Source organism: Streptomyces sp. NBC_01210 (genome assembly GCF_036010325.1).
In the GTDB taxonomy this organism is placed as follows: domain Bacteria; phylum Actinomycetota; class Actinomycetes; order Streptomycetales; family Streptomycetaceae; genus Streptomyces.
The window spans coordinates 5763186-5780453 of record NZ_CP108549.1; the positions used below are offsets into that span (position 1 = coordinate 5763186).

The 17268-nt window shown below is 67.9% G+C and carries 18 protein-coding genes and 2 pseudogenes; 12 read left to right on the top strand and 8 right to left on the bottom strand.

What is annotated here, in order from left to right; genetic code table 11:
• The first annotated feature begins 3 nt into the window (after window positions 1-3).
• From OG735_RS26325 to OG735_RS26340, 4 genes are all read left to right on the top strand, one after another.
• On the top strand, window positions 4-855 hold the full coding sequence (locus tag OG735_RS26325; RefSeq protein ID WP_327325605.1) for a helix-turn-helix domain-containing protein: 852 nt from the start codon (window positions 4-6) through the stop codon (window positions 853-855).
• The gene (locus OG735_RS26330) at window positions 842-1057 is read left to right on the top strand and encodes a DUF397 domain-containing protein (protein ID WP_327328460.1); all 216 of its coding nucleotides are present in this window, start codon (window positions 842-844) and stop codon (window positions 1055-1057) included. The genes OG735_RS26325 and OG735_RS26330 overlap by 14 nt, the downstream gene beginning before the upstream one ends.
• A gap of 213 nt (window positions 1058-1270) precedes the next feature.
• The gene (locus OG735_RS26335; protein ID WP_327325606.1) at window positions 1271-1621 is read left to right on the top strand and encodes a hypothetical protein; all 351 of its coding nucleotides are present in this window, start codon (window positions 1271-1273) and stop codon (window positions 1619-1621) included.
• A gap of 228 nt (window positions 1622-1849) precedes the next feature.
• Window positions 1850-2116 carry a hypothetical protein gene (locus tag OG735_RS26340; RefSeq protein WP_327325607.1) on the top strand — a complete coding sequence of 89 codons (267 nt, stop codon included), beginning with the start codon at window positions 1850-1852 and terminating at the stop codon, window positions 2114-2116.
• A 765-nt stretch (window positions 2117-2881) separates the two neighbouring features.
• Here OG735_RS26340 and OG735_RS26345 read toward each other — a convergent pair.
• From OG735_RS26345 to OG735_RS26355, 3 genes are all read right to left on the bottom strand, one after another.
• Window positions 2882-3910 carry a hypothetical protein gene (locus OG735_RS26345; RefSeq protein WP_327325608.1) on the bottom strand — a complete coding sequence of 343 codons (1029 nt, stop codon included), beginning with the start codon at window positions 3908-3910 and terminating at the stop codon, window positions 2882-2884.
• 27 nt (window positions 3911-3937) lie between these two features.
• Window positions 3938-4465, bottom strand: a complete 528-nt coding sequence (locus OG735_RS26350; protein WP_327325609.1) for a hypothetical protein — start codon at window positions 4463-4465, stop codon at window positions 3938-3940.
• A gap of 260 nt (window positions 4466-4725) precedes the next feature.
• Window positions 4726-5487, bottom strand: coding sequence for a GntR family transcriptional regulator (locus OG735_RS26355; protein WP_327325610.1), 762 nt, complete (start codon window positions 5485-5487; stop codon window positions 4726-4728).
• Between the two features lie 190 nt (window positions 5488-5677).
• Between OG735_RS26355 and OG735_RS42040 the strand changes: the two genes are divergently transcribed.
• From OG735_RS42040 to OG735_RS26380, 6 genes are all read left to right on the top strand, one after another.
• The gene (locus OG735_RS42040; RefSeq protein ID WP_442812626.1) at window positions 5678-6073 is read left to right on the top strand and encodes an SCO3933 family regulatory protein; all 396 of its coding nucleotides are present in this window, start codon (window positions 5678-5680) and stop codon (window positions 6071-6073) included.
• A complete protein-coding gene (locus OG735_RS26360; protein WP_327325611.1) occupies window positions 6070-6273 on the top strand; it encodes a hypothetical protein in 204 nt (67 codons plus the stop codon). Before OG735_RS42040 ends, OG735_RS26360 begins: the two co-directional genes overlap by 4 nt.
• Complete coding sequence (locus OG735_RS26365; RefSeq protein ID WP_327325612.1) at window positions 6270-6479, top strand: hypothetical protein; 210 nt, start codon at window positions 6270-6272, stop codon at window positions 6477-6479. The genes OG735_RS26360 and OG735_RS26365 overlap by 4 nt, the downstream gene beginning before the upstream one ends.
• On the top strand, window positions 6479-7810 hold the full coding sequence (locus OG735_RS26370) for an FtsK/SpoIIIE domain-containing protein (protein ID WP_327325613.1): 1332 nt from the start codon (window positions 6479-6481) through the stop codon (window positions 7808-7810). Before OG735_RS26365 ends, OG735_RS26370 begins: the two co-directional genes overlap by 1 nt.
• Window positions 7807-8019: a hypothetical protein gene (locus OG735_RS26375; RefSeq protein ID WP_327325615.1), complete on the top strand. Its 213-nt coding sequence runs from the start codon at window positions 7807-7809 to the stop codon at window positions 8017-8019. Before OG735_RS26370 ends, OG735_RS26375 begins: the two co-directional genes overlap by 4 nt.
• 365 nt (window positions 8020-8384) lie before the next feature.
• The gene (locus OG735_RS26380) at window positions 8385-9824 is read left to right on the top strand and encodes a replication initiator (protein WP_327325616.1); all 1440 of its coding nucleotides are present in this window, start codon (window positions 8385-8387) and stop codon (window positions 9822-9824) included.
• 366 nt (window positions 9825-10190) lie between these two features.
• Here OG735_RS26380 and OG735_RS26385 read toward each other — a convergent pair whose 3' ends face one another.
• The gene (locus OG735_RS26385) at window positions 10191-10496 is read right to left on the bottom strand and encodes a hypothetical protein (protein WP_327325617.1); all 306 of its coding nucleotides are present in this window, start codon (window positions 10494-10496) and stop codon (window positions 10191-10193) included.
• Window positions 10497-10538: 42 nt separating this feature from the next.
• Between OG735_RS26385 and OG735_RS26390 the strand changes: the two are divergent.
• Window positions 10539-11009: pseudogene (locus OG735_RS26390) on the top strand (metallophosphoesterase); the annotation flags it as partial.
• A 167-nt stretch (window positions 11010-11176) separates the two neighbouring features.
• Here the strand turns inward: OG735_RS26390 and OG735_RS26395 are convergent.
• A complete protein-coding gene (locus tag OG735_RS26395) occupies window positions 11177-12724 on the bottom strand; it encodes a sensor histidine kinase (RefSeq protein WP_327325618.1) in 1548 nt (515 codons plus the stop codon).
• Window positions 12721-13407, bottom strand: a complete 687-nt coding sequence (locus tag OG735_RS26400; protein ID WP_327325619.1) for a response regulator transcription factor — start codon at window positions 13405-13407, stop codon at window positions 12721-12723. Before OG735_RS26400 ends, OG735_RS26395 begins: the two co-directional genes overlap by 4 nt.
• Before the next feature lie 159 nt (window positions 13408-13566).
• Between OG735_RS26400 and OG735_RS26405 the strand changes: the two are divergent.
• Window positions 13567-16000, top strand: a pseudogene (locus OG735_RS26405) (MMPL family transporter).
• 60 nt (window positions 16001-16060) lie between these two features.
• On the opposite strand, the gene OG735_RS26410 reads toward OG735_RS26405, so the two are convergent.
• Window positions 16061-16762: a TetR/AcrR family transcriptional regulator gene (locus OG735_RS26410; RefSeq protein WP_327325620.1), complete on the bottom strand. Its 702-nt coding sequence runs from the start codon at window positions 16760-16762 to the stop codon at window positions 16061-16063.
• An 11-nt stretch (window positions 16763-16773) separates the two neighbouring features.
• Window positions 16774-17265, bottom strand: a complete 492-nt coding sequence (locus tag OG735_RS26415) for a thiol-disulfide oxidoreductase DCC family protein (protein WP_327328461.1) — start codon at window positions 17263-17265, stop codon at window positions 16774-16776.
• Window positions 17266-17268 lie beyond the last annotated feature (3 nt).

The following is a 17268-nucleotide window of genomic DNA, read 5'->3' on the forward strand; positions in this document are numbered from 1 at the left end:
GCCGTGGAGCTGACCAACGAGGATGACGACAGGCCCACCCCGCGCACGGTGCTGGGCAGACGATTACGGCGGCAGCGGGAGAAAGCTGAACTCTCACAACGCGCGCTTGCCGATCGGGTGGGGTACCCGCATACGTACATCAGCCGGGTTGAGCGCGGGGAGCAACTGCCTTCCCTCGCCCTTGCGGATGACTTGGACACGTTCTTTACCTCTGACTTTACCTCTGACGGGCTCTTCACGGACCTATTGGCCGTGGCGCAAGATTCGTCAATTGCCGACTACAGTCGGACTGTTGTGAGCCGTGAGGCAAAAGCGGGTCGAATTCAGGTGTTCAGTAGCAGTCTGGTACCTGGACTCCTGCAAACCGAGGAATACGCATACGCGCTGATTCGCGAGTCCCTGCCGGGTGAATCCGAGGAAGTGGTAGACGAACGCGTGGCAGCACGAATGCGCCGGAAAAGCGTATTCGATAAGGAAGAAAAGCCGTTCTATTGGGCAATCCTGGATGAAGCCGCACTAAAGCGCCCAATAGGTGGAGTAAAGTGCATGTCCCATCAAATCCATCACTTGCTCGAGGCGGTCCGCAACCCCCACCTGTCGATTCAGGTGCTGCCATTTGCGCAGGGTGAACACCCAATGCTGGGTGGTACTTTGATCCTGCTCACCCTCGGAACTGGCGCTACGATCGGGTACGTCGAGAGCTTTGCCACTGGCGAGCAAGTGGAGTCTCCGAGGCGAGTTCTCGAACTCACGCAACGCTTTGATGTTGCTCGCTCGAAAGCATTGCCAAAGAGCGAATCACTCGACCTGATGCACAGTCACCTGAAAGAGTACGAGAATGATGACGATTCCTGACGCGTCCGCTCTCACTGGCTGGCGCAAGTCCAGCCACAGTAACGGCGAGGGGGGCGAGTGCGTCGAGATCGCCGACGGCTACCCCAGCGCGACCCCGGTCCGCGACTCTAAGAACCCTCAAGGTCCGGCCCTGGTCTTCTCGGCGGACGGGTGGTCGTCCTTCGTCGGTGCAGTCAAGCGCGGGGAGCTCGGCAAGGTCTGAGCTGAGCTAGTTCCGCAAGTGAACGGCCCCCATGTGGTGCATGGGGGCCGTTGTCATGGCGGCAGGGAGTGCACTCCCGCTTTGCGCAAACCCCTTGACGTTTGCTTCAGCAACGCACATGCTCATGACTCGTCAGGACGAGAGCCGGTCGGATGAGTTGGCCCGGTACTCGTCGTCGTGCGAGTCGGAAGGTCATGCATGTACAAGATCGGAATGAAGCTGGGGGTGGCCCTGGCTGCGGCTGTGGCGGCGCTGATGGCGGTTGTGGGGGTGACCGCCTCGGGTGCGGCTGCTGCTCCGGCCGGTGGTGGCGGGGCTGTTGCGGTGGTGTCGTCGGGGCCGACGACGTCGGTTGCGGTGAACGGGCTTCGGCTGCGGGCTGAACCCGGGTACGGCGGATGGGTCAAGGGCCTGCTGTACAAGGGTGATCGCGTGTTCATCAAGGAGTCGTTCCACCCGTCGTACAAGTCTGCGGCGTGGGTGGGCGTGGTGCTCACGCAGCGTTCTCAGGGTGGGCTGCCGAAGCTCACGCGGGGCTACGTCCACAAGTCGTATCTGAGGTAATCGGCGTGTGTCGGGAAGGCGCCCCCGGTGCTGGCCTTGCGCGGTCCTCTCCCCTGGTGGGAGGGGGCCGCGTTGCTGTGGGCGGCAGGTAACCGCCGTTACTCGGTGGGTTGTTGTGCGTGCGATTCGTGAGGTCAACGTGTGCAATCCACTCGTCGCGGGGGCCGATTCGGCGCTATCTTTGCTTCTGCAAGTGGCATATGCGATCCGTAGGGAGCGTGTGCGGGGATGAGCGACAGAGAGACTGCAGAGAACTGGGACGACGGCTTAAGCGGCATGGTGTGGGTGCGCGGGGTCGACTACATGCCGGAGTGGTATGACGCCCTGGAGGCAGCTGCGGAGGTGAATGCGGCGCTCGTGGCGGCCGGTCTGGAGCGGCGGGAGCTGCGGGCCGTGGCTAGCACGGATGAGGACGGGCACGGGGTGGTGCGGATGCGGGGTACGCCGCAGGGTGCCCGGTTCGCTGCGGCGGTGCTGTGGCGGGGGCTGGGTTGAAGAGCGGGCGTGTCGGGGCGCGCTCGGGCACGTGGCCGGCGGCTGGAGGCTTTGGGCGGGAGCTGCCATGGGGCGAGAGATCGGGGGCCCGTAAGCTCGCCGCGACTCGGGCAGTCTCTGGACCTGCCCGCAATAGCCCGATGTGGGCCCCCGATCTTCGAGGCTCGCCCCATGGTGGCTGCCTAAAGCCTTGGGCTGCCGTCCACCCCTAGCCGTAAGCGGGTTGAGCTCGCACCATAGGCGGTGCAGACATACGGAGGGTTCCGAGATGGCGCAGAGGCGGAAGACAGTCGGGCGCACGTACCGGACAGCGAAGCGCGGCACGGTGGGCGTGGAGCAAGACGCGGACGGCCACCAGTGGGTGACGTGCTCGGGCTGTCGCCGTGAGATGTACGCGCCCGGTCCGGGTCCTGCCGGTCCCCGGGCGCGCAAGCATGCGGAGTCGTGCACGCGTTGAGCGGAAGACGTATGGCGCTCGTTGGCGGCGGCCTGGGTCGTGACTCTCGCGGCTTGGAGGTGCTCGGAACTGTCGGGCGGCGGGCGCTCGGCCGGGAACGGCCGCCAGGCCGCATGCCCGGCCGGGAGCGCCCCGGCGTCCGGCGCGCCGAAGGCGCGCCCTTGAGCAAGTAGAGATGAGTTAGACCGATCAGGACCGGCGGCGGGCGGGGGCCTTCTCGGCGGTGACGCGGAAGGCGAGTTGGGCTCGCTCGGCGCTGGCGTGCAGCTCCGCAAAGACGAGCGAGTGCTCGCAGCCGCGCCGCTTCGTCAGGCGTTCTGTGCTGCCGTCTTGCGCCGTCGAAGAATGACGGCGATGGGGAGGATCGCGCCCAGCAGCAGCCCGGCCAGTGCTCCGATCAAGGTCATGTGATCACTGCCGACATCGCCTTGTACCGTGACCGGCGGTGCGGATCCGCGGTTGTGCGGGAATGCGATCCGGGCGTGGTAGCTCTTTTCGGTCAGTCCGCTCTTGAGCTCGAGGACGGCGTTCCAAGGGCCGTCGGCCACTTGATCGGTCACCAGCACCTTCACCGCCTCGGACTGGCCCGGCGCGAGTGTCGTGCCGAGCTGGACTGCGTACGGCCCGGCGTTGATGTTTCCGGATACTTTGGAGAGTTTGAGGGTTCCGCTCAAATCCAAAGCGCGACCGCCGGTGTTGTGTACCTGGGCTCGCACGATCGCTCGGCCGTCTGCGTTGCGTTCGGCGGTCATGGTGTCGACCGTGAAGTTGGTTGGCGGCGGATTGTGGCCGCCGACTGACAGGTACATCCGGATGCCGGCGCGGTTGACCAGCGTGACCCCAGGACCGTGCCCGCCGCTCATTTGAGCCCAGACAGTGGCGTACCTCTCGCCGGGAGCCGCGTCTCTGGGCACCTTGATCGTCACGGACATGCGGGCCGTGGAGTGGGCGGGCACCTCGAGTTTCTTCTTGTCCAGTGACGTCCACGAGGTCAGCTCGTTGCCACTTTTTCCCTGCGCTCCGAGAAATGAGCCCTTCATAATTCTGGCGGCACCTGGGTACATCTCCACCTGTGCCGGTGCGTCGGAAGTATTCGCTACTTCTACGCGTCTACGGATGGTTGTGCCAGGCTGCAGGTTGTCGATGATGTAGTGACGCGCGCGTGTGTCGTTGACCAGGTCTGCAGGGATGTCGACGAGCCGTACGGTGAAGCTGCCGCTATCGGCAGCTGCCTCCGCCGCAGCCTGGATTGATGGGACGGCTGCGGACGGAGGGGCGCTGATTGTCCCGGCCAGTGCCAGGGCACACAGCGCCCCTGCCGGAATGTACTTGTGCACAGATAGAGCCTCAGTTGGGTGGCGACGTCACGACACAGAATGCGTGATCGTCGAGGTGTACTGGCCCGCAAGAGCGTTTGCGGGGACTGTGATCGCGATCGTCGGGTTCCAGACGGCCGTGTTGATACCCGACACTCCCGTAGCGGTCTGCACGGGGCCCGGCGGGTACATCGGGCTCAGGTTGGAAGGGGTCACCGTGGCGGTGCCGGTGACGGTCGCCGCAGGAGCCGTGTACGTGCTGGAGCCCGCAGCGGAGACCGAGATGGTGCTGGAGTTCGGGCCAGCGAAGTCCACCGCACTGGCTGTGACGGTCCAGCCGGCGGTGCCGCCCCGCTGGTCGGACACGGTCACGTTGCCCAGTTGATTGCTGATCGTCTGCGGGCTGGAACTGACGGCGACGGTACCGAGGTCAACGGGGCCCGTCGGTACCGTGATGCCCAGGCCACCGGCGGTGACCTCCAGCGTCACGGGCGTGTCCTCGGCGGATGCCGATGTTGGGTACGTCAGAACTGCCACGCTGGACAGCAGCACAGTCAGGGGAATGCCACGACGCATTCTCTTGATCCTTTCGAGAGGGGGACGACTCAACGCCCCCGCAACGTGTCAGTGGCATATTGAGGCCTGCGCTTTCGACTGTCGTTATGCCTGGCCCAGACACGACCGCAGGTAGCCCATTTGGATCAAGAGGCACAGCGATACCCGAGCCCGCGGCCCTGGAACTTTCTGACCACGTGCCTTCCGGTGATTGCGCTGCATCCCGCCTCAGCGCACGTCACCACAACGTGCACCTGAGGAAGGAGATTCAGAAAAGGTCTTTAGCGGCGCCGGGCGGGGGCCTTCTCGGCTGTGACGCGGAACGCGAGTTGGGCGCGCTCGGCGCTGGTGTGCAGCTCTTCGAGGATGAGCGGGCGGTCGTCGCCGTTCAGCGTCACGCGGTAGGTGACCAGGATCGGGCCGGTGTCGGGCATGCGGAGGGCCGCGCGCTCGTCGGGCAGCGGGCTGCGGGCGGTGACGTACTCGGTCCACGTGAGGGTGTGCCCGGCGGCGGTGAGCGCTGCGTAGATGGCGGCCGGTTCGGTGTCCGGGGACTTCGCCAACTCGGGTACGTCGTGGGCGACATCGAAGGGGATCGTGACGCGGTGCGTCGTCCGGGTGCCGGTGGTGTCCGTCAGCAGCCGGTCCACGATGAACGCGGCCTCTTCTTCGCGGTCGAGCAACTGGGCCGTGACGCCGGTCGTGTGGCCCCGGGTGACAGCCGGGAACTCGGCCTCGTCGGCTTCCCACCCCACCGTGAACCGTTTCCCGCTGCGGGTCACCGTGCGGTCAATGACCGTGGCTGGCAGGGCAACGGAGCGCACGAGTGTGCCCCGGCCGTGCTGGCTCTGCGCCAGTCCCATGCTGCGGAGCTCCGCGACGGCTGAGCGCACGGTGGGCCGTGAGACCCCGTAGCGCTCCATGAGCTGGGTTTCGCTCGGCAGCAGGTCGCCGGGCTCGTACTCGCCTTCGCTGATGGCCTGGGCGAGACGCGCCGCTAGCTGCTTGTACATGGCGTCTGGTCGGACCAAGTCCTCTGGCATTCCGGCTCCCTTGGGCGTCTCCGGCCCGATTGTCAGTGCTCCGTGCTACGCGGACGGTTCCCCCGCACTCGTCAGGATAAGCGCTTGTCAAACGCGGGGGCAGTCCTGCATGCTCGCACTCATCAGGATGAGTCGCAGATGCAAATATTCGGCGGCTTGTCGAGACCTACCGAAGAGGGCGTGAGTGCCTGTGCGGAACATCCCGGTAGACGTAAACAGGCTGGGTACGTTGATGTGTGTGGTCCCGCCGGCCCCACGCGTCAATCAAGAGACGGGGGAAGTCCGCAAGGATCGCGAAGGCAACCTGATCTATGTCGTAGGCGTGTCCGTGCGGCAGCAGGGAAACCGGCGCGCTGACGTGATCGAGGTCGCCGTGCCGAGTGAGCCTGCGGGCATCGCGGAGGGCGTGCGGGTGCAGGTGGCCGACCTGGTGGCGGTGGCTTGGGAGATCGAGGGCCGTAAGGGCACGTCCTTCCGGGCCTCGTCGGTGACCGCGGTTCCGGCTGCTCCAACGGCTCCGTCTGCTCCCGTTGTTCCGGCGGGTGGGTCTGCGGGGCGGGGGAAGTCTGCCGGGGGTGAGTCGTGAACAGCAGGAATCCTGATTGGGACTGGGAAGCGCTGTTCGACCGGCTGACCAGTCTGGCCACCGTCGCTCACATCGTCGACTCCACGCCGATGGACGCCAGGACGCGGCGCATCTCGCTGGAACGGATGGTCAGGGACACGGCGGAGGCCTCGCAGATGGCGGCCTTCATCCTCGCGCGCGAGGGTGGTGAGCCCTCATGACCGGGCAGCACAGCGACCCCGTGCGGCGTCTGATGCGTGACCTTCGGATTCTGGCGGGCTGTGACGCGCTGCTGACGGCGTTGCCCGGCGGTCAGTCCGTGGATGATGCGCTGGTTCTGGCGGCCCGTCATGCCGAGTCGGCGGCCACCACTGCCAGGCAGATATTGACGGAGCGTCAGGAGCAGCGGCAGGGGGGTGGCCGGTGATGCCGTGGGAACTGGTGATCTGGATCGTCTCTGCCGTGATGTGCCTCGGGCTGCTCACACAGTGGTGGTGGGAGCCTCGGGCGCCGTTCTGGCTGCGGCGGAGCATGGGCGCTCCGTGGCGCTGGTATGTGCTGGGCTATCCGCTCACGGTGCTGCGGATGCGGTGGACCTGGCGGCGGCTGTGCTACACAGCCGATCTCTCGGTTGTACGCCGACCGCGCTATCACGTGATCGGACGCGACACGATGGTCAAGGGGTCGGCGCTGCGGCCCCTCCCGCCACGGCTTGGGGTGCCCCGGGCGATGACGACGGGCCTGTCGGTGCGGGTGCGTCTGCATCCCGGGCAGACTCCTCGACAGTTCATCGCCAATGCTGAGGCGTTCATTCATGCCTGGCGGGTGCACTCGGTGCGGGTGGTCTCCGTCAAGCGCGGGGAAGTCCTGATCCTTGCTACGGCTCGTGACCTGCTGGCCGACAGCGCGGTGTGGCGGCGCTTCCCCGCTCCGCGTCTGTTGGCCGCTGTGGTCGGCCGTATTGGGGACGGCTCCGCCTGGGTCCTGGACTTCCGCAAGGTTCCGCACTGGCTGGTGGCCGGCGCTACTCAGTCGGGCAAGAGCACGCTTCTGGCCTCGCTGGTGAGCGAACTCGGCGCGCAGCCGGTCGCCCTGGTCGGCATCGACTGCAAGGGCGGTATGGAGCTGTCGTTGTTCGCGCGGCGGCTCTCGGCGCTGGCCACCAACCGGGCTGAGGCAGTCGCGGTCTTGTCCGCCCTCGTCGAGGAGGTAGAGCGCCGAATGGCCGTGTGCCGCTCGGCAGGGGCGCGCTCGGTGTGGGAACTGGACGACGACCCGCGCCCGGTGCCAGTGGTGATCGTCGTGGATGAGATCGCGGAACTCTACTTGGCGGGCACGCTGGCGGGCCGGAAGGAAGCCAATGAGTGCTCCACGCTGCTGCTGCGGCTGGGCCAGCTCGGTGCGGCGCTCGGTGTGCATCTGGTGGTGGCGGCGCAGCGGTTCGGCTCCGATCTCGGCCCCGGGGCAACGGCGTTGCGCGCTCAGCTCGGGGGGCGGATCTGTCACCGGGTCAATGATGAGGCCACGGCGGAAATGACGCTCGGTGACTTGTCGCCGGATGCGGTGGTCGTGGCGCAAGCGATCACGGAGGACGAAAAAGGCGTGGCGGTCACGACGATCGGTGGGCACTGGATGCGGGCTCGTTCGCATCTGGTGACCCCGGGTGAGGCGCGGCAGTACGCGGAGCAGAACGCACACCGCACGCCGGACCTGCCCGCCCTCGCGCGTGCCGTGGAATCGGGAGGTGATGCGGCATGACGGTACTGGCACTCGGCATGGCGGAAGAGGCAGCGCTGCCGCTCGCCCTCGTCTTTGGTCTGGCGACCGTGCTCCTGATCCGGTCGCGGGAGGTTGTGTGGTGGATGGCCGCGCTGGTCTTCCTGTTCGGCTTCTACGTCAGCCAGACCGCTGCCTTCTTCATGATCTACCAGTTCGTGAACTGGCTGCTCATGCGGCTTACCGCATGATCCGGCCGCACACGCGCAAGAGGTGAACGCATGCCTCACCGCTACATCCGCTGCCCCGTGTGCAAGCGGGCCAGGCAACGCACCGTCGGCGGCCATCTCAGGCGCTGCCGGTGCTGCCGCCACAAGCGCCGACGCAGGCACTGACCGCCCCACAGAAAGGACCGGGGCAATGATCTTCCGCCCCATCAAGTTCGTGATCTTCCTTGCAGCCCTCGGCATCCTCCTGGGCCTGCTCACCACACGCAACTGACCACCACCGCTCGCAACTACCTCAAGAGGAGCACCCCCTGTGAATCACACGCCTGGCCCCTGCCTGTCCGTGGCAGTCCGTGCGGCTGCCCTGCGTGAAAGGTCTCCACCCCTGCATGCACACCACTGCTGAGGCGCGGCGCTCCGTTCTCCATCGTGCGGAGCGTCTGCGGCTCCTCTCCGATACAGAGCGGGACTTGATCCGGCTCGCAGGCGAACCGGGCTTCCCCCGCTGGCTGGAACAGATCAAAGCCACTGGGGGGTGCGCCCACCCTGTCTATCTCTCCGGCCGCACCACCACCCTGGACGCCGATACCGGCGCTGTGCTGCGGCACTACGACACCGCCACAGAACCGGGCGGGCGGCTGGCCGTACGCTGCCGCAACCGTCGTGAATCGCGCTGCGAGCCGTGCTCGCGTCTCCACTCCGGCGACACCTTCCACCTCGTGCGCTCCGGCCTCCTGGGCGGCAAGAACGTCCCCGCCACAGTGACCGCCCACCCACGGCTGTTCGTCACCCTCACCGCCCCCTCATTCGGACCAGTGCACCGTGTCACGGCCGATGGTGCCCGGTGCCGACCCCGCCGGGGTGGCGGCTTCTGCGAGCACGGGCGGCCCCTTGGCTGCGGCCAGATCCACGCCCCGGACGATCGGGCGGTGGGTCAACCGCTCTGCGCGGACTGCTACGACTACGCCTCTCACGTGCTGTGGCACGCGCATGCCGGGGAACTGTGGAACCGCACCACACGTGCCATTCGGCGTCATCTGGCGACTGCAGCCGGCCAACCCCAATCGAAGATTGGCGACCATCTGCGGCTGAGCTTTGCCAAGGTCGCGGAGTACCAGCGCCGGGGCGCAGTGCACTTCCATGCGGTGATACGTCTCGACGGACCAGACGGCCCGGCCTCGCCTCCGCCCACATGGGCCAGTGCCCAACTCCTCGTTGCGGCCGTGCGCTCCGCTGCCGACTCGGCACGCGTCTCCATGCCCTACGCGCCCGGTCTCGGTGAGCTGGTGTTCCGCTGGGGCGATCAACTCGACGTACACCCCATCCGGCGGACCTTCGCCGACGACAGCCGGGTGACTGATCAAGCGGTAGCCGCCTACGTCGCCAAATACGTCTCCAAGAGCGTCGGCGAAGCAGGCGACACCGACTACCCGATCACATCGGCCGACGACATCGCTCTGCTTCCTGTCTCGGCACACGTGCGGGCCCTGATGGGCACCTGCTGGCGACTGGGACGGCTCGACCCACTAGAACACCTGAGGCTCCGCGCGTGGGCTCACACGCTCGGCTACCGGGGCCACGCCCTCACCAAATCCCGCCGCTACTCCACCACCTACGGCGAGCTGCGAGCCGCTCGCGCTGCCCACCGTGCCAAGGACAGCGGGCCTCCCGTCGATGCAGGTCCGGCCACGGTCACGGAATCGGCATGGCGCTACGTCGGCAGCGGCCACACCTCCGCCGAAGCAGACATCGCCGCAGGAATCGCCGAAGATCTGGCGGCGCTTCAAGAGATCAGACGTGATTTGCGGGAAGGCCGTGGAAGGGAATGATTTCACGTGAAATCGTCGGCTGCTTCCATACGGCCCCGACATATTGCAGACCACAAGCGGTCGGCTGGTGTGTCACTGCCGATAGCTGGCATGTCGCCAATCGGATTTCAAGTCTCCTCGGTGGTGTTCCGCGCGCCGGGGAATCCCCGCAGGCTGATTGCTGGGAAGTGGTTACACAGTCGTCGGCCGTTCGCATTGTTGCTAGACCTGACGAACTCTCGGATGCGTCATTTCGGCTCGCGGTCGATTTGGAGTTGGGAATATTCCGCTTCGAGACTCCTTCGCTAATGCTGAAGGAGGTGTTGGCGGCGGAGCTGGGAGAATTGGCCATGACTGTGAGCCGGCCCATGGATTGCGAATTTTCGCTTAGCCCAGTTCAGCCCGGCCGATCCGGTCCACGGCGGCTCCGGCGATTCCGTCGTACGGGCCCATCTCTCCTCGGAGCCATGGGCCGAGCTGCGGTCGGGTGAGAGGGTCGGTGGCGCCGGACACCTCCCAGTCGTCCGCCCAGCCGATGATGTGCGCGCCTACGTCCGTCGCTGCCGTGAGGACCTGACCGAGCTGCTTGCCGGGGCTGTTGCTGGACTCGTTCCTACGTGACAGGCGGCGCACTGCTACCAGGCACTTGCCACATCCGTCGTACTCCGTCGTAGTCGGCTGCATGGTCTCCATGGTCCTGGAACCTCCATAAAGCGTCTGTATGTTCTGGGTGAGTTCCTGACCGGCAACCACGAGTACTTCTCGGGCGCCGAGGAGTGGGTCGACCATGTCCGCGAGTTGGGGCTCAGGCCGCTGCGGAACGAGCGCGTGGAGATCGGCGGCTTCGACCTCGCCGGCGTCAACGACCTCGCCGGCGAGAGCGAGGGCGACGGCCCCGATTTCGCCAAGGCCCTCGGTGACCGGGACCCGGCGCGCGCCTCCGTGCTGCTCGCACATCAGCCCGTCGTCATCCATGACGCCGTCGAACACGGCGTGGACCTGCAGCTGTCCGGACATACGCACGGCGGTCAACTCTGGCCGGGAAACTATCTTGCGGCCTTGGCCAATCCGACGGTCGCAGGGCTCGAACGCTACGGCGACACCCAGCTGTACGTGACTCGCGGCGCGGGTGCCTGGGGACCGCCCGTGCGGGTCGGAGCCGCCTCCGACATCACCGTCGTACAGCTCGCCTCCCGCCAGGCATAGCCCGGATTCAGCGGACGGCACCGACGTCCGGCGGCTGGGGAGCTGAGCTGGATCTGACGGCCGGCGTACGGCGGCGGGGCGGCCGGGCCTTCCGGCGTTCCGGCTCGGATTCCGTGGCTCGGTTCCTGCGGCTCGGCTTCTACGGCTCGGCTTCTGTGGCTCGGTTTCTACGACGCGACCGTCCGCGCGGCGGCCGGCAGTGCCACCGTCACCGTCAGGCCCTCACCCGGCGCGGTCTGCACCGTCACCGCGCCGCCGTGCGAGGCGACCACCGCCTGCACGATCGCCATGCCGAGACCGCTGCCCGCGGGCTGACCACCGTCCGCGTCCGAACTCCCGCCGCCCGCGCGGAAGAAGCGGTCGAAGATGCGGTCGGCGTCCTCGCGGTCCATGCCGGGCCCCTCGTCCGCGACCCGCAGCCGCACCCGGCCGCAGCCGCGCCCGTCGCCGTCCTCGCGCTCCAGCTCCACCCGCACCGGGGCGTCGGCCGGGGTATGGGCGCGGATATTGGCCAGGAGGTTGCCGATGACCTGCCGCAGGCCCGACTCGTCGCCCTGGACGACCATCGCTCCATCGGCCTGTACGGCGACTCGGCGCTGCGGCTGCTGCGCCCGCAGATCGTCCGCGGCGTCCCGTACCAGACGGCTCAAGTCGACTGCACACACCTGTAGTTGGGGCTGCTGGTCGAGACGGGCCAGAGTGAGCAGTTCCTCGACGAGCCGTCCCATCCGGTCGGCCTCTGCGTTCATCCGGGCCAGCGCCCGGGTCCGGTCCGCCGTCTCGCGCAGCATCCCCTTGTCGTACAGCTGGAGATAGCCTCGGATCGCGGACAGCGGCGTACGCAGCTCGTGCGAGGCGTCCGCGACGAACCGCCGCAGCTGGGCCGCGCTGTGCTCGCGCGTCTCGAAGGCCGACTCGACCTGGTGAAGCATGGAGTTGAGAGCGACCCGCAGCTGCTCGATCTCGGTGACGGGGTCGCGTCCGGCCGGTACCCGCCGGGTCAGGTCGCCCTCGGCGATGGCGGAAGCCGTCTCCACCATGTCCTCCAGCGGGCGCAGCCGGTGCTTGGTGCCGAGCATGGTGAGCAGCGCGAGCAGCCCCAGCAGGAGGGTGCCGAAGGCGACATCGAGCCTGAGGGCCTTCTTCATCGAGGAGTGCACCGCCCCGGTGTGGGTCGCCATCAGGACGACCGTGCCGTCGCCGAGGCGTGTGCCGACCGCTCGGTACGGCTCCGAGTCGAGGCTCACGTCGACCGGCACCGGGGAGTCGGCGAGCGCGGCGGGATCATCGACGGCGTCGGCGAGTCTGTGCTGCCGTTCGATGGGTGCGATGCCCGCGAAGCCGATCGGCTCGCCCTCGTGGTCGAGGGCGACGAGGATCGTCTCCGGCCGAGGCAGGCTGTCGGCGTCCGACGTGCCCGGCGCGAACTGGTCGCGCAGCGCTCCGATGGCGCTCAGCGATTCGATCTGCTTCTGGGTGAACCCCGTCCGCTTCAGCGCGTTGCGGCTCCCGACCAGCTCTGTGTCCACCCGGTCCAGCAGATAGTGCCGCATGCCCATGAGGCTGACCGCGGTGGCCGCGACGATGCCGAGCGCCAGCAGCGCCACATTCACCAGCGTGAGCTTGGCGCGCAGGGAGTGAATTCCGCGGTGCTGGTGCCGACGCCGTATGCGGCCCGTGACAAGCCTCCATCGAGTTCTCGAGCGAGCCCTCATGCGAGTCCGTATCCGACGCCCCGCCTGGTGGTGATCAACGGTGGCCCCAGCGGGTCCAGCTTGCGTCGCAGATAGCTGATGTACGTCTCGACCACGGTGGACTCGGGTTGGTGCTCGTACTGCCAGACATGGCGCAGCAACTGCTCCTTGGGCACGATGCGCCCGCCGTTGCGTACGAGAAAGCGCAGCAGCGCGTACTCGGTGGGCGTGAGCTGCACCGAGTTGCCCGCGCGCCGTGCCGCGTAGGTCGTATCGTCCAGCTCCAGATCCCCGTACCGCAGCGGTGGTCGCACCGGCAGCACATCGGCGGGCCTGGTCCGGCGCAGTACCGCCCTGATGCGGGCCACGACCTCGTCGACGTTGAACGGCTTGGTGATGTAGTCGTCACCGAAGCCCAGCGCGCCCACGATCTCGGCAGGAGCGTCACGCGCGGTCACGAAGACGACGGCCATCTCCGGGTGAGCGGCACGCAGTTCACGCCCCAGCACCCGTCCGTCGCCGTCCGGGAGCATCACATCGAGGAGCGCCACATCAGGGCGCGTCTGCCCGGCCAGCTGCTGGGCCTGCCGTACGCTTCCCGCCGTAATCACCTCAAAACGGTGATAGCGCAGTGCGATGGCGAGGACGTCGGCGATGCTCGGCTCGTCCTCGACCACCAGCACGGTCGCTCCCTCGTGGTTCATGTCCCCAGTATCGGTGTGTACGCCGTACGGGGAGCCGGTCACTGTCTTGGAGTTCCTTGAGAGTCATGACCGCGCCACGCCACGGGCCGTATCCGCGGCCGATTCTTGAGACCGGCCCGGGGGAGACGGATCGACGAAGGGGCAGGAATCGTGGCGGCATTGGCCCGGTGGTGCTATCGGCACCGGCTGGTGGTCCTGGTGCTGTGGGTGGGGGCACTGCTCGGCCTGGGGGTGGCGGGAAGTGCGGCAGGCACCAACTACTCGAACAGCTTCAGCCTCCCGAACACCGACTCCACACACGCGTACGACCTGATGGTGAAGGCCTTCCCGGAGCGCTCCGGCGACACCGACACGGTGGTGTGGCGGGTCTCCGAGGGTTCCGTACGCGACGGGTCGGTACGGGAGCGGATCGAGCCCGCGCTCAAGGAGATCGCGGGCATGAAGGGCGTCGGCGAGGTCGCGAGTCCCTACGCCGGAGCGGCGGGCGCGGCACAGATCAGCAAGGACGGGCGGATCGCCTACGCCCAGGTCACCTTTGCCGAGCAGGCCAACGGCGTGCCGAAGGAGCTCGTCCAGGACGTCGTCGACACCGCGCAGGACGCCGAGCGTGGCGGTCTGCGGGTCGAGCTCGGCGGGCAGGCGATCACCCGCATCCAGGAGCCGCCGACCGGTACGGCCGAGATGGTCGGTATGGCGGCCGCGGCGATCGTGCTCTTCCTGGCCTTCGGCTCGCTCTTCGCGATGGTGCTTCCGCTGGTCGTGGCCGTCTTCGGGGTGGGTTCCGGGACGCTGTCGACGACGCTGCTCAGCCATGCCACGGATGTGCCCGAAGTGGCGCCGCTGCTCGGCTCGTTGATCGGCCTCGGCGTCGGTATCGACTACGCGCTGTTCATCGTGACCCGGCACCGCAAGGGCGTCATGGGGGGCGTGACGCCGGAGGAGGCGGCCATCACCGCGCTGAACACCTCCGGACGTGCGGTGCTGTTCGCCGGCGGCACGGTGTGCATCGCACTCGCCGGGATGCTCGTGATGAACATGCGTTTCCTCAACGGTGTGGTCGTCGCGACCTCGCTCACGGTCGTACTGAGTGTGCTCGCTGCTGCCCGCGCTCCTCGGCGTCCTCGGCATGCGGGTGCTGAGCCGGCGGCAGCGGCGCAGGCTTGCCGCCGAAGGGCCCGAGCCGACGGAGTCGAACGGCGCCGCCGCCCGCTGGTCCGCGCAGGTGCAGAAGCGGCCCAAGTCGGTCGCGCTGGTCGCGGTCGTGGTGATGGCGGCGCTCGCCGTTCCCGTACTGTCGCTGCGTCTCGGCGCGTCCGACCAGGGCAACCACAGGAAGGACACCACCACCCGGCAGGCGTACGACCTGCTCGCCGAGGGCTTCGGGCCCGGTTTCAACGGGCCGCTGCAACTGGTCGCGCGGGACGCCGAACCCGCCGCCGTCCAGGCGCTGGTGGGCGAGGTGCGCGGAACGGCGGGCGTCGCCCAGGTCGTCGCGCTGCCCTCGCCGCCGGACTCCGGTATCGCGGTGATCCAGGTCGTACCGACGACCTCCCCGCAGTCCGAGGAGACCGACCGGCTGATCGACCGGCTTCGTGACGAGGTGATCCCGCAGTCGGGCCAGGAGGTCCATGTCGGCGGAGTCACGGCGGTCTTCAAGGACTTCGCGGCGGTGACCGGTGACCGGCTGCCGTACTTCATCGGGACGATCATCGCGCTGGGCTTCGTGCTGCTGATGATCGCGTTCCGGTCGCTGGTCGTCCCGCTGACGGCGGCCCTGATGAACCTGATCGCGGCCGCGGCCTCGTTCGGCGTACTGGTCGCGATCTTCCAGTGGGGCTGGGGAGCCGAGGCGCTCGGCCTCGGCAAGGAGGGGCCGATCACCGCGTTCCTGCCGGTGATCATGCTGTCGCTGCTCTTCGGGCTCTCCATGGACTACCAGGTCTTCCTGGTCCGCCGGATGCACGAGGAGTGGGTGCATACGAAGGACAACGCGCGGGCGGTACGGGTCGGCCTCGCCGAGACCAGCCGGGTCATCAACTGCGCCGCCCTGATCATGATCTGCGTGTTCAGCGCGTTCGTGCTGAGCGGCGACATGGAGGGCGCGATGGCGGGCATCGGGCTTGCGGCGGCGGTGGCGCTGGACGCGTTCATCCTCCGTACGGCGCTGGTGCCGGCGGCGATGCATCTGCTGGGGAAGTCCAACTGGTGGCTGCCCGCGGGTCTGGAGAAGCGGCTGCCGCATCTGGCGGTGGAGCCGCGGGAGGCCGCGTACTCGGGCCCGGCTGCGCCGGCGGTCCCCGGACAGCGACTTCAGCCGCCGGCAGGCGCGTCCGTCGTGCACGGCTTCGTCCGTACGGAGCTGGGCGAGCCGGTCGGGGACGCGGTCCTCACCCTTGTCTCGCCGGGTGGCAGCCAGGTCGACCGGGTGGAGTCGCTGGCCGACGGCTCGTACATCCTGTCCGCGCCGGCCGGCGGCGCGTATCTGCTGGCGGCGACGGCGGGGATCCGAGACCCCTGGGTCAGGCACATCATGATCGGCGGCGATCCGCTGGTCCACGATGTGGTGCTGACCGACGTGGGAGTGAGCCGCTGACGGCGTCGGTCCCAGCGCGACGAACGCCCCTGGCGCGGCCGGGGCGTTCGTCGTGCCGCGCTACTTCTTGCGGGCGGCGACGGTTTCCGCCATCCCGGGAAGGAAGTCCGTGAACAGCTCGTGCACCTCGCGTACAAGCGGCCGCAGCACCCGGAACCGGGAGAGCGCGACACCGCGCGTGGTGAGCCTGGCGCCGCGTTCGGCGAGGCGTCGGCTGCGCTCACGGCCATCGGAGCGGTCGAAGACCCAGTACAGGACGAGTCCCATCTGGGAGAGCCACATCAACTCGGGGAGGACGTCGGCGAGTTCTTCCGCCACCTTGGCCTTCGATCCGGCCAGCACCTCGCGGTGGACGGCGATGGCCGCCTCGCGCGCGTGTTCCGACTCGGGAGAGAAGGGGCTGAGCGGGCTCTCCGGGTCGGCCGCGTTCTTGAAGAACTGGGCCGCGAACTCGTGGTACGGCGCGGCGATGTCCAGCCATGCCTGCAGCACCCCGGCGAGCCGGGTCTCCAGATCCGTCTCCCGGTCCAGCACGGGCCGGACCGCCGTCTGGTGCTCGGCGGCGATCCGGTCGTAGAAGCCCTGGACGAGGTGTTCCTTGGAGGAGAAGTAGTAGTACGCGTTCCCTACGGAGACCCCGGCCTCCTTGGCGATGGCCCGCATCGTCGTCTTGTCGTAACCGCGCTCCTGGAAGAGCCGGAGCGCGGTCTCGAGAATGAGCGTGCGGGTCTGCTCGCTCTTGGCGGCCTTTACTTCTGTCACGGTGTCCGAGCCTAACCGGGGACCGAGCACCGGTCGTCGCAGGGCGTACCGGCGGCCCCTCCTGCCGCGGTCGCCTCGCGGTACTTGGCCGCCGCGAGCATCGTGACGCGTACGAAGGGCTCGCCCGCCGGGGTGGCGAGCCAGTGGGCCTTCGGCCGGTGTTCGGCCAGGGCCCAGAGGCAGACGATCCAGGCGGCGGGCCCGGTGTAGATCTGGCCCCTGTCCCCGATGACGGTGATCTCTTTGAGAGTCCGGGCGTGGTCGAGGCGCGGGTATCTGCGCCGCGCCTCGTCCGACCCGGCGGGCACCAGGTCCAGCGGTACGAGTGTGCGCTGCCGCAGGAGCCAGCTCCGCAGGTGCACGCAGAGCGAGCACTGGGCGTCGTACAGGACGGTCAGTCTGCGGACCGGGGTGCGGACCGAGGGGCCGACCGGGGTGCGGACCGAGGGGCCCGTCGGGGTGCGGACCGAGGGGCCGGTCGGGGTGCGGGCCGGGGTGCCCATCGT